The following is a 12,599-nucleotide window of genomic DNA, read 5'->3' as shown; positions in this document are numbered from 1 at the left end:
GGCGTGGCGGCAAGGGTTCCAGGGATTCAGGACACGGTCGGTCTGTCGCCAACACCCGGGCAGTCTGCCCGGCGCGCATGGCGTCGATGTGCCGGCATGTGGCGGCGTGTGTCGGCGCACGCCTCGTGCGTCGACACGGGCGGGCAAACGCGCGCGACAGCGCGCGCGCAGGCTCGGGGTTTCCTCCCTGCAGGTGCCTGCCATGCCCGCTCCCTCCCTGCGCGTGCTCACCCGGGACAACGGAGCCGGCCTGAGCCGCGACCTGCGCCTGATGGCGGAAGGCCTCTCGCAGGCCGGCCTGGAATGCGAAAGGGTGGCCTTCGGGGCCGGTGGCCGCTCGGGCAAGGCGATGCAGCTGGGCCTGTGGGCTCGCCGGCTGCGGCACGGCCGGACCGACGTGCAGGTCTTCCTCGAACGGGTCTATCCGCGCTGTCTGCCGCTGTCCAGGCGCAACGTGCTGGTGCCCAATCCCGAGTGGCTGCTGGACCGATGGCAGCCGCTGCTGCCGCGGTTCGACCTGGTCCTGTGCAAGACCCGCCATGCGCAGCGCATCTTCCAGGCGCGAGGATGCCCCACCGCCTACATCGGCTTCACCAGCGATGACCGGCGCGACGTGTCCGTGCCGCGCGAACGCGCCTTCTTCCATCTCGCCGGCAGCAGCGCGGCCAAGGGTACCGAGGTGCTGCTGGCGGCATGGCGCCTGCATCCGGAGTGGCCGCGGCTGACCGTGGTGCAGGCCCAGCGCCATGCGCGCCGCGGGCCGGCCGCGGTCAACATCGAGCACCACATCGGCCATCTGGACGACAGCGCGCTGCGCTGGCTGCAGAACCGGCACCAGTTCCATGTGTGTCCGTCGGAAGTGGAAGGGTACGGGCACCATCTGGTCGAGGCGCTGAGTGTCGGTGCGGTGGTACTGGCGACCGATGCGGCCCCCATGAACGAGCACGTGACGCCCGAGCGTGGCGTGCTGATCGCGGCGCGGCCCGGGCGGCGCCAGGGGCTGGACACCACGCACCCGGTGACCATCGAGGCGATCGAACGTGCGGTCGACCGTGCGCTGTGCCTCACGGGCTGGCAGCGCGCCGCGATGGGCGAGGCCGCGCGTGCCCATTATCTGGCCAGCCGCAGCACGTTCCACCAACGGGTGCGGGCGTGCGTTCCCCTGCTGCTGGGCGAGGCGGCGCCGCGCCTGGCCAGCGGACGCGCGGGGTGAACCCCCGCCGCCTGCGGCAGCACGCCTGCCTGGCCGAGGTCCTGCGGGACGCCGCCGCCGGCATGGCGCCGGGGCATGTCCGGCGTCGCGTGTTCCTGGTGGGATGCCCGCGGTCCGGCACGACCCTGCTGCAGTCGCTCCTGCACGCGCACCGGCAGATCCGCTCCCTGCCGGAAACGCATTTCCTGCCGCTGCTGCTGGGCAGCGAGGAGCACCGTCGCTGCGAAGCCGACCGACCCCGCACGCCCGTCGCCCGCCTCAGGCGCTGGCGGCGCGACGCCCTCGTGCGCTGGTCGTTGGTCGATCCGCGCCGCGCCGCGCGCGCATGGTCGTCGTTGCGCGGCCTCGCGTTGCCGGTGCTCATGCCCGAGCGGAAGCGATGGTGGCTGGATGCTCAGCTGCGGGCGTTCGTGCGCACCCTGGACGCCCATGCGCTGGCCCTGCACAAGCCGATCTGGCTGGAAAAGACGCCCGATCACCTGTTCTACATCGACCATCTGCGCGCCACGGTGCCCGATGTGCGCTTCCTGCATGTGCAGCGCGAGGGCCCGCAGGTCGTCGGCTCGCTCTATCGTGCCGCCCGCGATCATCCTGCCTGGCGACCGTTCCTGTCGCTGGAGCGGTGCGTGGACCGCTGGGACACCGCCAGGCGGGAGAGCGAGCGCTGGCGGGGCGATCCGCGGCACCTGCATGTGAGCTACGAAGCGCTGGTGCGCGAGCCCCACGCGACACTGGCCAGCGTGCTGGCGTTCCTCGGCTGCGAAGCGGACGATGCGCTGTGGTCCCGCTACCGCACGCTCGCCGGGGAACTGCTGCGCGCGGACGAGCCGTGGAAGGCCGGAAACCTGGAACCCCTGCACGCGCGCGATGCGTTCTGCGACGTGCTCGATGCTTCGCAGCGCCGCTGGGTGGAGTCCGCGTTGGCGGCGCGGGGAAGTCCGCGCACGACGGCGCGGGCGCCGGACACGCGCTGACACAACCGGACATTCCCGCGCCACGCGGCCAGGCCATGCTGGCCGCGTTCCGCCCGGCATGGTGGAGTGGTTCGCAGGCCTCTCCCTTGCGCTGTCCACTCCCCATGCCGCCCTGCCCATCCGTGCCCTTGCGGCCTCTTCCGGTGAGAAGATCCCTTGTTCGACCATGCGTTTTCCCGCGCCGCTTTCCTGATGCTGATCACCACCGGCCTGGCGGCGTGCTGCATGCAGCCCATCCGCGCGCCGCATCATCCGGTGTCCTTCGGGCCCGGGGGGCCTCCCCGTCCCGTGGGGTCCCGTCGACGCGCCTTACCCCCTGCATGGCCTCCATCCCGTGCCGCCGCCGGCCCCCGGGCTGGAGTTCGAGTTGGAGAAGGCGCTGGAAGCCTGCGCGGTCGAACTCGACCTGCCATCGCCCATGGCGGAAGAAGAGGATGCCGCGACGACGTTGACGGACGATCAGTGGGCGCTGCTCGACCTCTGCCTGGAGGCGATGGGTGAGGAGCCGCGACTCGAAGGGTACGAACACGAAGAAGATCCTGCGTGACCCGCCGAGGGGGTGCGCTCCTGCCTGGCGACGCGATCCGGCGTGCGGCTTGAGCCCTGCACGCCCGACGCGGTGCATCCGCGCCGGACAGGGGACGACATGCTTGACCGCCTGATCGCAGGCGCGTGCAGCCTGCTGATCATCGTTCTCGCCACGCTGGTACTGCTGTCGCAGCGTTCGCCGCCGAGGAGCGGGGATGCGCGGGAGACTGCGTTGCGGCTGCGCTTCATCCCCCGTGCCCCTGCCCCGGATGAGGCGCATTCCCGTCCGGCCACGGCCGCGGCCTGGGCCTCATCACGCGGCGAAGCCGGGGCAGGGGCACCCGCGCCACCGGCGAGGTCGTCGGGTCCCGCACGCGCCACCGTGCCCGCTCCGCGCATGCTGCTGTACGGACGTGACGGGCGCTTGCGCCTGCCCGACGTTCTCGGCAACGCACCGGCCGCGACCGCCAGGCCACCGGGCAGCACGCCCGACGGACGCCAGGCCGGCGCTCGCGGGCCCTTCGATCGCGTCAACCCCATCGACTACAAGGCCACGCGCTTCGACCAGGCCTGGCTTGGAAAGGGCACGGCGGGCGATGCGGCGCTGGAGAACGCGCATGGATCGGTCACGGGCGCCGCGGTGAACATACCGCTGGGCGATGGCGACCAGCCGGCACGCCCCCGGCCGCCGCCGCCGGTGCGCTTCAATCCCGCGCTTCACGAGCGGGTGGCGGACCTGGGCAGCGAAGCGACGGGCGACGCCTACAAGGCCGCGCCCATCGCGGAAGAGCCGGCGCCGGGGCTCGACGGCGCGGCCAGCCGCACCCTGCGGGAACAACTGGCGGCCCTGGAGCGCGAGTTTCCGCAGTGCGGCGCCTCGCGGGTGTCCGCGCTGGCGCGCCCGGTCCGCCTGCATCTGGCCCAGCTGGAGCGCATCGAGTACGCGGTCGCGCACGGCGCCGACCCGGTCCGCGCCGAACACCTGTTGCCGCGCGAAGCGGACGCGGCCTACATGCTGGCGCGGCGCGCCCTTTGGTACGCACGCCAGAAGCTGGCCCAGTGCAGCCGGTGACCGGGCGGCGACCGCGCGATGGGCCGGACGCGGCCCGCGCACCGTGCCGCGCAGGGATCAGGCATCGGGCGTGCGGCCGGGCATGGCGGCACGCGCGCACCGCCGGGGTCAGTTCACCAGCGTCTGGATCGCGCGCGCCGGAATGGTGACCACGGCCGAGGCCTGGCCCACGTACAAGTTGTAGGCGATCTCCTTGTCGGTGGGATTCATCACCACGGTCGCCAGGCGGCCGTCGGGGTTCACGAAGGACGTGGCCAGCAGGGTGCTGCGGCTGGTGGCGGTGCTGACACGGTGCGCCTGCGGCCGGATGAACCTGGAGAAGTGGCCGATGTAGTAGTAGCTGGGCGTGTAGATCAGCTCGCCGGTGCGCGTGTCGGCATGCAGCGGCGCGAAGCAGTAGTTGCCCACGTGGTTGGGGCCGCCCTTCTCGTCCAGCAGCATGTTCCAGTCGGTCCAGCCCACCGCGCCGTTGTTGAGGTCGTGGATCATCGAGGTGCCGTAGCGCTCGGCGTTCGGCCAGTGCTGGTAGCGCGCCGGGTCGAACTTCTCCACCGCCGCTTCCGTCAGCAGCACGGGCTTGTCGGGGAACGCCTCGGTCACGGCCGCCACGTTGCGGAACATCGGATCGAAGCCGGCCCAGGTCTCGTACCAGTGGAAGCCCAGTCCCCAGGCGTACTTGGCGGCTTCGGGGTCGCCCAGGATCACCTGCGCGCGGTACGGCATCATGTCGCGGTTGTGGTCCCACACGATGATCTTCTTGTCGGCGTAGCCGGCGGCGTGCATCGTCGGGCCCAGATGGTCCTTCAGGAAGTCGCGTTCCTCCTCGGCCGTGTACAGCATCGACTCCCAGGTCTGGGTGGCCATCGGCTCGTTCTGCACGGTGATGCCCCAGATCGGCACGCCTTCCTTCTCGTAGGCCTGGATGAACCGCACGAAGTAGTTCGCCCACGCCTGCCGGTACTCGGGCAGCAGCGCGCCGCCGCGCAGCATGTTCCCGGTGGTCTTCATGAAGGCCGGCGCGCTCCATGGGCTGGCGAACAGCGGCAGCTCGCCGCCCGCGGCCGCGATGGCCTGCTTGAGCATCGGCAGGCGGGCCCGGCGATCGTGCTCGATGGAGAACGAGGCCAGCGTCTTGTCGCCTTCCTCCACGTACGTGTAGCTGGCCGGGCTGAAGTCGGAGCTGTGGATGGTGGTGCGGGCCAGCGAATAGCCGATGCCGGACTCCCTGTCGTAATAGGCGCGCATGAACTCGGCGCGCTTGTCCGGCGAAAGCGTGGCGTAGACCTCGGCGGTGGAGTCGGTGATGGCGCCGCCGATGCCCAGCAGCGGCTGGAAGCGCCGCGTGGGATCGACGAACACCGAGTTCTCGACCTCGGTCAGCGCGTGGCCGCCTTTGAGGGTGACGGTGCCGGCCTGGCTGAGGCGTTGCCCGGTGTCGCGTGCAGTGGTGTAGATGGTCACGGTGGCCGATGTCGGCATGGGGCGCTCCTGCGGTGGCGCGGCATCGGCGTGCGTGGGGCCGGCGGCCATCGTCGCGCCCAGGGCGACGGCGGCGAACAAGCGGATGGAATGCATCGATATGCCTCGTGGAAAGCGGGTGACGCGGCCAGGCAGGCCATGTGCGCCGCGCTGTTGTTGACAGCGCTGTCATACCGCTGCTACATCTCGCTGTCAATGGAGCGCGCGTCCGGTGGCACGACAGTGTGACGCCCGGCCTGCACAAGGCGGGCGGGACGCGCGGGCGTGTTGCCCTGCAGCAGGATCGGCGGGGCGCAGGGTCGCCGCGGTCGTGGTATCCAAGGGGCCGCCGGGGCTGTCAGAATCCGGCGTCGTGCCGGGAGAGTGGTTCGGGAATGGAGCGGGAGCGCATGCGTAGTCGGATCGAGGATGTGGCCGCTGCCGCAGGCGTGTCGATGAAGACCGTATCGCGGGTGCTGAACAACGAGCCCAACGTGCGCGACGAAATGCGCCAGCGCGTGATGGCGGCCGTCGAGAAGCTGCAGTACCGCCCCAACCTGTCCGCGCGCAGCCTGGCAGGGCAGCGTTCCTACGTGATCGCGCTGGTGTACAACAACCCGTCGCGCAACTATCTGATGGAAATCCAGAACGGCATGCTGGAAGCCTGCCGCGACAACCACTACAACCTGGTGCTGGCACCGGTGGGGGCCTCGCGCCAGCGCAAGGTGGACGACCTGAAGGTGGTGTTCGAGCACTTCGCGCCGGACGGCGTGGTGCTCATCCCGCCCCTGACCGACGATCCGGTGGTGCTGGAGTTCCTTGAAGCCCACGATGTGGCCTTCGCCTGCATCGCGCCCAAGCATCCGGACGGCCGCATCGGCGTGATGATGGACGAAACCGCGGCCGTGCGTGAGCTGATGGCCGGGCTGGTGGCGCAGGGCCACCGCCGCATCGGCCACATCAAGGGCCCGCCCGCGCACGGTGCCTGCCAGTGGCGTTTCAAGGGCTATCGCGAAGCGCTGCGCCGGGCGGGAATCGAGTACGACGAAGACCTGGTGGTGCAGGGTGCGTTCTCGTTCGAATCCGGCATCGAGGCCGGCAACCGCCTGCTCGACCTGAAGCGGCCGCCCACCGCGATCTTCGCCGCCAACGACGACATGGCGGCCGGCGTCATCCGCGCCGCGTGCGAGCGTGGCCTGGTGGTGCCGCGCGACATCTCCGTCTGCGGCTTCGACGACACGCCGATCGCCCGCCACATCTACCCGGCGCTGACCACGGTGCGCCAACCCACTTCCGACATGGGGCGACTGGCCACGATGCAGCTGCTGGCGCGCATCCGCGCGACGGATGCCGGCGGCATGGTGCAGGTCGAGCACGAGGTCCTGTTCCGGGAATCGACGCAGCCGCCCGTCAGGCATCGCAGCGCCTGACCGCTGCGCGGGCCGCGGGCACGCCGGGGGCGGCATGGCCTATGCTGCGGTCATGGGCGATTCCCGGCTCGAAGACTTCATCGCGGCGCACAGGCGCCTGTTCGTGCTGACCGGTGCCGGGTGCAGCACCGGGTCGGGCATTCCCGATTACCGGGACGAGCACGGCGCATGGAAGCGTCCGCCGCCGGTGACCTACCAGGCCTTCGTCGGCGACGGGCTCACCCGCCGCCGCTACTGGGCGCGCAGCCTGGTGGGCTGGCCGCGGATCGCACAGGCGCGGCCGAATGCGGCGCATCGCGCGCTGGCGGCACTGGAGGCGCAGGGACGCTGCGGCCAGCTGTTGACCCAGAACGTCGATGGCCTGCACCAGGCCGCAGGAAGCCGCGCCGTGATCGACCTGCACGGCCGTCTGGATGCGGTCCTGTGCCTGGGGTGCGGCGCATCCTCGTCGCGCGCGGACCTGCAGGTGCGGCTGGCGGAGGCGAACCCGGCCTGGGCCGGCCTGGTGGCGGGTGCGGCGCCCGACGGTGATGCGGACCTGGAAGGCGCCGACTTCGCCGGATTCCAGGTGGCCGCGTGCGACGCCTGCGGCGGGATGCTGAAGCCGGATGTCGTGTTCTTCGGCGAGAACGTGCCGCGTGCCCGGGTCGACGCCGCGATGGCGCGGCTCGCGCAGGCCGACGCGATGCTGGTGGTGGGTTCGTCGTTGATGGTCTATTCCGGCCTGCGGTTCGTGCACGCGGCGGTGCGCGCGCAGATCCCGGTGGCCGCCGTCAACCTGGGCCGCACCCGCGCCGAGGACCTGCTGCGGTTCCGGACGGCGGCCCCGTGCGGGGACGCGCTGCGCTTCCTGCTCGGCGCCGACGCGCTGGCGGCCGTCATGACGCCGGCGTCGGCTGCAGGCTGATCCAGCGTTCCAGCGAGTGCGGCGACAGCGCGCGCGAGACGTAGTAGCCCTGCAGCAGGTCGCAGCCCAGCGAGGCCAGCACGGCGCGCTGCCCCGCGCTTTCCACGCCTTCGGCCACCACCTTCAGCGACAGGCTCTCGCCGATGCGCAGGATGGACGTGGTCAGTGCGCGCGCCGATTCGCTGTGCTCCAGGTCGCGCACGAAGCTCATGTCCAGCTTCAGTTCGCTGATCGGCAGGCGGTGCAGGTGGCTCAGGCTGGAGTAGCCGGTGCCGAAATCGTCGATCGACAGGCTGACGCCCATCCGGTGGATCGCGTCGATGTTGGCCAGCACCTCGGCCTTCTGCGCCAGCATCACGCTCTCGGTCACCTCCACCATCAGCTCGTCCGGCGACAGGCCGCACTTGCCCAGCACGTTGCCGATGAAGGCGGGCAGGTCCTGCTGCTCGAAGTTGATCGCCGACAGGTTCACCGACACCCGCGGCACCGGCACGCCGCGACGGCGCCAGTCGGCCATCTGCGTGCAGGCTTCCTCCAGCGTCCAGCGGCCCAGTTCGTCGATCAGGCCGCATTCCTCGGCCATCGGCACGAAGGTGGCCGGCGAGATCTCGCCGATCTCCGGATGCCGCCAGCGCAGCAGCGCCTCCACGCCGTGCAGGCGCGCGTCGTCGTCCAGCACCACCTGCGGCTGGTAGTGCAGGCGCAGCTGGCCGCTGCGCACGGCCTCGCGCAGCGCGTTCTCCAGGGCCAGGCGCTCCTGCATGGCCTGGTTCATCTCCAGGCTGTAGAACACGATGCGCGCGCCGCCCTCGGACTTGGCGCGGTACATCGCGATGTCGGCGTGGCGCACCAGCGAGTCGACGTCCCAGCCGTCGGCAGGAAACATGGCCACGCCGATGCTGGCCTGCGGCGCCAGCATCATCCGGCCGGCGATGACCGGTTCGGCCAGCCGCGCCATCAGCCGGTCGGCGAGGTTGGCGGCTTCCTCCGCGCTGCGGTCGGGCACGGCCAGCACGAATTCGTCGCCGGCCAGGCGCGCCACCACGTCGCCTTCGCGCAGCTCGCCGCCCAGCCGCTTGGCCAGTTCGCGCAACAGGGCGTCGCCTGCGGAGTGGCCCTGGGTGTCGTTGACGATCTTGAAACGGTCGATATCGATGAACAGCAGGGCCACGGCGCTGTCGCGGCGCGCGGCGCCCAGCAGCATCTGCTCCACCTTGCTGTTGAACAGCGCCCGGTTGGGCAGGCCGGTCAGGGTGTCGAAGAACGACAGCTGGTGCATGCGCGCATGCGCGCGATCGCGTTCGATCGCCAGCGCGCACAGGTGCAGGCAGACATCCACCACCCGCTGGTGGAACTCGTCCGGTGCGCGGTTTTCCCAGTAGTACAGGGCGAACGTGCCCAGCACGCGTCCGTCGTGGCCCTTCACCGGATTGGACCAGCAGGCACGGATCCCCAGCGCCAGGAAGGGCGCGTTGTAGGCCTGCCAGCGCGGATCGCGTTCGATGTCGCTGCATTCGACCGCTTGCCCGCTCCAGGCCGCCGAACCGCAGGCGCCGACCATGGGGCCGGCCAGTTCGCCGTCGATGACGGCGGCGATCTGGTCGGGCAGGCTGGGGGCCGCCAGGGGCCGCAGGCGGCCATAGTCGTCCAGCCCGATCACCGACGCCACGGCCTCGGGCATGACCTTTTCCACTTCGCGGCAGATGAGGGTCAGCACGTCCTGCAGCAGCTGTTCGCGGACGATCGCGCCCAGGACCTTGCGGTGCAACTCTTCGTGCAGCTTGCTGTGGGTGATGTCGGTGTAGACGCCGAGCAGGTAGCGGACGTTGCGGTCGGGGTCGTACACCGGGTTGACCACCGCCGAGATCCACAGCGGCACCCCGTTCTTGGCGTAGACCAGCAATTCGGTCCGGTAGCCCTGCTGCGTATTCAACTGCCCGCGCACCCATTCGACCGTTTCCGGGTCGGTATGCGGGCCGGCCAGGAAATCGCTGGGCCTTCGGCCGGCGGCCTCCTCCAGCGTGTAGCCCAGCATGCGCGTGAAACCCTGGTTGATCCAGGTGACGCGGGCCGCCTCGTCGCAGACGACCACCGCATTGTCGCTGTGGTCGATGACCCACGATACGTCGCGGGCGTCATCGACGAAGTGCGACGGCATGACGATGGCAGTGGGCCTCATGGTCGGTCCTTCCCCAAGAACGGTATCTGCCTGATGGTCCGGGTTCGCCACGGCGTCCTCTGCTCAGCTGCCCCCGAAACGGGGCTGTACGGAACGGTATCGGCCCCTGATCGCCGCACTTTACCTGAACTTCACGCCCGCGCGGGGTGGCCGTGCCGGCTGCAAACGCTTCCAGTGCCCACGCGGGAAGCCACGCCGCCGTGCGCGCGCGTTCCTGCACGCAGCGCGGGTGATGTCCCGTGTCCGAACGGGAGTACGCGCAGCGTGGCCACGGCACTGACGCACCGGCGTCATGAAGGCGCCCTAGCCTTGCCGCCCGCATGACAGGGGGTGGCCATGAAAGCACGATGGATGGGACTGGGGATGGGAGCGGCGCTGTGCCTGGCGGCATGCGGGGACGCAGCCCGTCCCGCTGTCGTGGAGGCAAACGCAGCGCCTGCGGACGGGATGGCGGGCGCAGGCGATGTCGCGGCCATGACCGCACCGTACGCGCGCGCCGAGCGCGCGCTGGCAGAGGGCCGGATGCTGGCGCCGGCCGGCGACAATGCGGTGGAGCACTATCTGGACGCGTGCGCGCAACCGCCGGAGTGCGTCCGCGCCCGGGCGGCGCTGGCCGAACTGCAGCCGTACGTGCTGATCGCCGCCGAGCAGGCGATCGCGCGGGGCGACGGCCGCGAAGCGGTGCGCCTGCAGGCGCTGATCGCCCGCATCGATCCGGGTGCGCCCGCGTTGCCGCGGCTGCGCGCCAGTCTGGACGCGCTGGTGCGCGCACAGGAGGCGGCTGATGCGGAAGGGGTCGCGTCCACCGCTCCGCCGCCGGCGCAGCGCTCACCGGGGTTGCAGCCCGTCGTCGCTGCGGACCCGGCGCCCGCACCGGCGACCCCGTCCGTGCGCGCGCCGGAGCCGCCGTCCCCGGCCGCGCCTGCGCTGGCCGTCGTGGCGCAGCCCCGTTCTTCCATCGCCGCTGCCGCGCCTTCGCCTGAAGTGGCGCAGGTGCGCGCCCCCCGCCTGGTGCAGGACGCACAGCCGCGGTATCCGCTGCCGGCGCTGCGCGCGCGCATCGAGGGCGAAGCGCAGGTCGCCTTCACCATCCAGCCCGACGGCAGCGTGCGCAACGCGCGGCTGCTGTCGTCCACGCCGCCGGGCATGTTCGAGGCTTCGGCATTGGCCGTGGCGCAGCGCTGGCGGTTCGAAGCCACCGGGCGTGCGCACGATTCCAGCCGCACGGTGCGTTTCCGCCTGCCGGCCGAGGCCGCCCGCGACGGCTGATTGGTGTCCACCGGCGTCTGCGGCGACAATGGCCGCATGACCCCTGCGACCGATGCTCCGCTCCTCGACACCGTCGAACACGAAACCGGCCCCGCGCCGCAATGGTCCGTGCTGTGGTTGCACGGGCTGGGCGCCGACGGCCACGACTTCGCACCGCTGGTCCCGGAACTGGTCAGGCCGGGCTGGCCGGCCCTGCGGTTCGTGTTCCCGCACGCGCCCGTGCGCGCGGTGACCATCAACAACGGCGTGCGCATGCGTGCGTGGTACGACATCGTGGGCATGGACTTCCCCACCCGGGCGGACAGCGCCGGCATCGAGGAATCGCTGGCGCAGGTGGATGCGCTGATCGCGCGCGAACAGGCGCGCGGCATCCCGCCGGAGCGGCTGCTGCTGGCCGGATTCTCGCAGGGCGGCGCCATCACGCTGGCGGCCGGCCTGCGCCGGCAGGTTCCCCTGGCGGGCCTGATCGCCCTGTCGACCTACCTGCCGGGCGCGGCGCAGGCGGGGCGGCATCGGGGCGCGGCGGCGACCGCGCAGCCGGTGTTCATGGCCCACGGCACGGGCGACCCGGTGATTCCGCTGATCCACGCCGAGCAGAGTGCGCAGGCGCTCGGCGAACTGGGCTTCGATGTCCAATGGCACCGCTATCCCATGGGCCACCAGGTCTGTGCGGAGGAAATCCGTGACCTGGGTGACTGGATGAGCCGGCGGTTTGCGTTGTAATCACCGTGCGTCCCCGACGGGTGACGCAGGGCGCCGCCATGGGTAACCTAGGCCGCGGGGGATCACGCCAACGTTCATCGAGGACGCCTTTGCCGTGAAAGTGGTCATCGCCGACGACGAACCCTTGGCGCGCGAGCGCCTGCGCGCGCTGCTCGCCGAACATCCCGGCATCGACGTGGTCGCCGAGGCCGAGAACGGGCTGGATGCGCTGCAGGCCTGTTCGCAGCATCGTCCCGACATGGTGCTGCTCGACATCGCCATGCCCGGCGTGGACGGCCTGGAGGCCGCCCGCCACCTGGCCGCCTTCGATCCCCGGCCGGCGGTGGTGTTCTGCACGGCGTACGACGAACATGCGCTGTCCGCTTTCGAGGCGGCCGCGATCGACTACCTGATGAAGCCGATCCGGTCCGAGCGGCTGGCCGCGGCGCTGGAGCGCGCGCGCACCTTCATCGCCGGGCGCGAGACGCACGCACCGGCGGCATCCAGCCAGCAGCCGCGCACGCACCTGTGCGCGCGCCTGCGCGGCAGCCTCCGCCTGATCCCGGTCGACGAGGTGCATTACCTGCAGGCCGAGGAGAAGTACGTGGTGGTGCACCATGCGCGCGGCGAGGACCTGATAGAGGAATCGCTGAAGTCGCTGGAGGAGGAGTTCGGCGGGCGCTTCGTGCGCATCCACCGCAACTGCCTGGTGGCGCGGCACGAACTGGTCGAGATCAAGCGCGTCGGCGACGGCCACGTGCAGGCCATCCTGCGCCACGGCAAGGCGCCGCTGGAAGTCAGCCGGCGCTGCGTGGCCGGCCTGCGCGAGACGGTCAAGGCCCTCTGATCTGCGCAGCGGCCATGGCA

At 71.1% G+C, this 12,599-nt stretch carries 11 protein-coding genes; 9 read left to right on the top strand and 2 right to left on the bottom strand.

Annotated elements, in window-relative coordinates; genetic code table 11:
- The first annotated feature begins 202 nt into the window (after positions 1 to 202).
- From MUU77_RS16560 to MUU77_RS16545, 4 genes are all read left to right on the top strand, one after another.
- Positions 203 to 1,213, top strand: coding sequence for a glycosyltransferase (locus MUU77_RS16560; protein ID WP_245089134.1), 1,011 nt, complete (start codon positions 203 to 205; stop codon positions 1,211 to 1,213).
- On the top strand, positions 1,210 to 2,187 hold the full coding sequence (locus MUU77_RS16555; protein ID WP_245089131.1) for a sulfotransferase: 978 nt from the start codon (positions 1,210 to 1,212) through the stop codon (positions 2,185 to 2,187). The genes MUU77_RS16560 and MUU77_RS16555 overlap by 4 nt, the downstream gene beginning before the upstream one ends.
- Positions 2,188 to 2,554: 367 nt before the next feature.
- The gene (locus tag MUU77_RS16550; RefSeq protein WP_245089128.1) at positions 2,555 to 2,734 is read left to right on the top strand and encodes a hypothetical protein; all 180 of its coding nucleotides are present in this window, start codon (positions 2,555 to 2,557) and stop codon (positions 2,732 to 2,734) included.
- A gap of 99 nt (positions 2,735 to 2,833) precedes the next feature.
- Complete coding sequence (locus tag MUU77_RS16545) at positions 2,834 to 3,787, top strand: hypothetical protein (protein WP_245089126.1); 954 nt, start codon at positions 2,834 to 2,836, stop codon at positions 3,785 to 3,787.
- Positions 3,788 to 3,895: 108 nt separating this feature from the next.
- Here MUU77_RS16545 and MUU77_RS16540 read toward each other — a convergent pair whose 3' ends face one another.
- Positions 3,896 to 5,362, bottom strand: a complete 1,467-nt coding sequence (locus MUU77_RS16540; protein WP_245089123.1) for a glycoside hydrolase family 30 protein — start codon at positions 5,360 to 5,362, stop codon at positions 3,896 to 3,898.
- Between the two features lie 293 nt (positions 5,363 to 5,655).
- Between MUU77_RS16540 and MUU77_RS16535 the strand changes: the two genes are divergently transcribed.
- Together MUU77_RS16535 and MUU77_RS16530 are read left to right on the top strand one after the other, a co-directional pair.
- Positions 5,656 to 6,675 (top strand): LacI family DNA-binding transcriptional regulator, encoded by a 1,020-nt coding sequence (locus MUU77_RS16535; RefSeq protein ID WP_245089120.1) that lies wholly within the window; start codon positions 5,656 to 5,658, stop codon positions 6,673 to 6,675.
- A gap of 52 nt (positions 6,676 to 6,727) precedes the next feature.
- Positions 6,728 to 7,582, top strand: a complete 855-nt coding sequence (locus MUU77_RS16530) for an NAD-dependent protein deacetylase (protein WP_245089117.1) — start codon at positions 6,728 to 6,730, stop codon at positions 7,580 to 7,582.
- On the opposite strand, the gene MUU77_RS16525 is transcribed toward MUU77_RS16530, so the two are convergent.
- Entirely contained in the window at positions 7,554 to 9,761 is a 2,208-nt protein-coding gene (locus tag MUU77_RS16525; protein WP_245089114.1) for an EAL domain-containing protein, read from the bottom strand. The genes MUU77_RS16530 and MUU77_RS16525 overlap by 29 nt on opposite strands.
- A gap of 474 nt (positions 9,762 to 10,235) precedes the next feature.
- Between MUU77_RS16525 and MUU77_RS16520 the strand changes: the two genes are divergently transcribed.
- The 3 genes from MUU77_RS16520 to MUU77_RS16510 all read left to right on the top strand — a co-directional run bounded on the left by MUU77_RS16520 (position 10,236) and on the right by MUU77_RS16510 (position 12,579).
- Complete coding sequence (locus MUU77_RS16520) at positions 10,236 to 11,030, top strand: TonB family protein (RefSeq protein WP_245089111.1); 795 nt, start codon at positions 10,236 to 10,238, stop codon at positions 11,028 to 11,030.
- Positions 11,031 to 11,066: 36 nt separating this feature from the next.
- Positions 11,067 to 11,753: an alpha/beta hydrolase gene (locus tag MUU77_RS16515; RefSeq protein ID WP_245089108.1), complete on the top strand. Its 687-nt coding sequence runs from the start codon at positions 11,067 to 11,069 to the stop codon at positions 11,751 to 11,753.
- A 94-nt stretch (positions 11,754 to 11,847) separates the two neighbouring features.
- Positions 11,848 to 12,579, top strand: a complete 732-nt coding sequence (locus MUU77_RS16510; RefSeq protein WP_245089105.1) for a LytTR family DNA-binding domain-containing protein — start codon at positions 11,848 to 11,850, stop codon at positions 12,577 to 12,579.
- The last annotated feature ends 20 nt before the right edge of the window (positions 12,580 to 12,599 follow it).

The organism is Pseudoxanthomonas sp. F37 (assembly GCF_022965755.1).
Taxonomy (GTDB): Bacteria; Pseudomonadota; Gammaproteobacteria; order Xanthomonadales; family Xanthomonadaceae; genus Pseudoxanthomonas_A.
Note: the sequence above shows the minus strand (reverse complement) of the source record. Positions and strands in the feature narration are given on the sequence as shown.

Coding starts and splice junctions, on each gene's coding strand:
- MUU77_RS16515 (WP_245089108.1), top strand. CDS start 11,067: ATGACCCCTGCGACCGATGCTCCGCTCCTCGACACCGTCGAACACGAA.
- MUU77_RS16545 (WP_245089126.1), top strand. CDS start 2,834: ATGCTTGACCGCCTGATCGCAGGCGCGTGCAGCCTGCTGATCATCGTT.
- MUU77_RS16525 (WP_245089114.1), bottom strand. CDS start 9,761: ATGAGGCCCACTGCCATCGTCATGCCGTCGCACTTCGTCGATGACGCC.
- MUU77_RS16560 (WP_245089134.1), top strand. CDS start 203: ATGCCCGCTCCCTCCCTGCGCGTGCTCACCCGGGACAACGGAGCCGGC.
- MUU77_RS16520 (WP_245089111.1), top strand. CDS start 10,236: ATGACCGCACCGTACGCGCGCGCCGAGCGCGCGCTGGCAGAGGGCCGG.
- MUU77_RS16535 (WP_245089120.1), top strand. CDS start 5,656: ATGCGTAGTCGGATCGAGGATGTGGCCGCTGCCGCAGGCGTGTCGATG.
- MUU77_RS16540 (WP_245089123.1), bottom strand. CDS start 5,362: ATGCATTCCATCCGCTTGTTCGCCGCCGTCGCCCTGGGCGCGACGATG.
- MUU77_RS16530 (WP_245089117.1), top strand. CDS start 6,728: ATGGGCGATTCCCGGCTCGAAGACTTCATCGCGGCGCACAGGCGCCTG.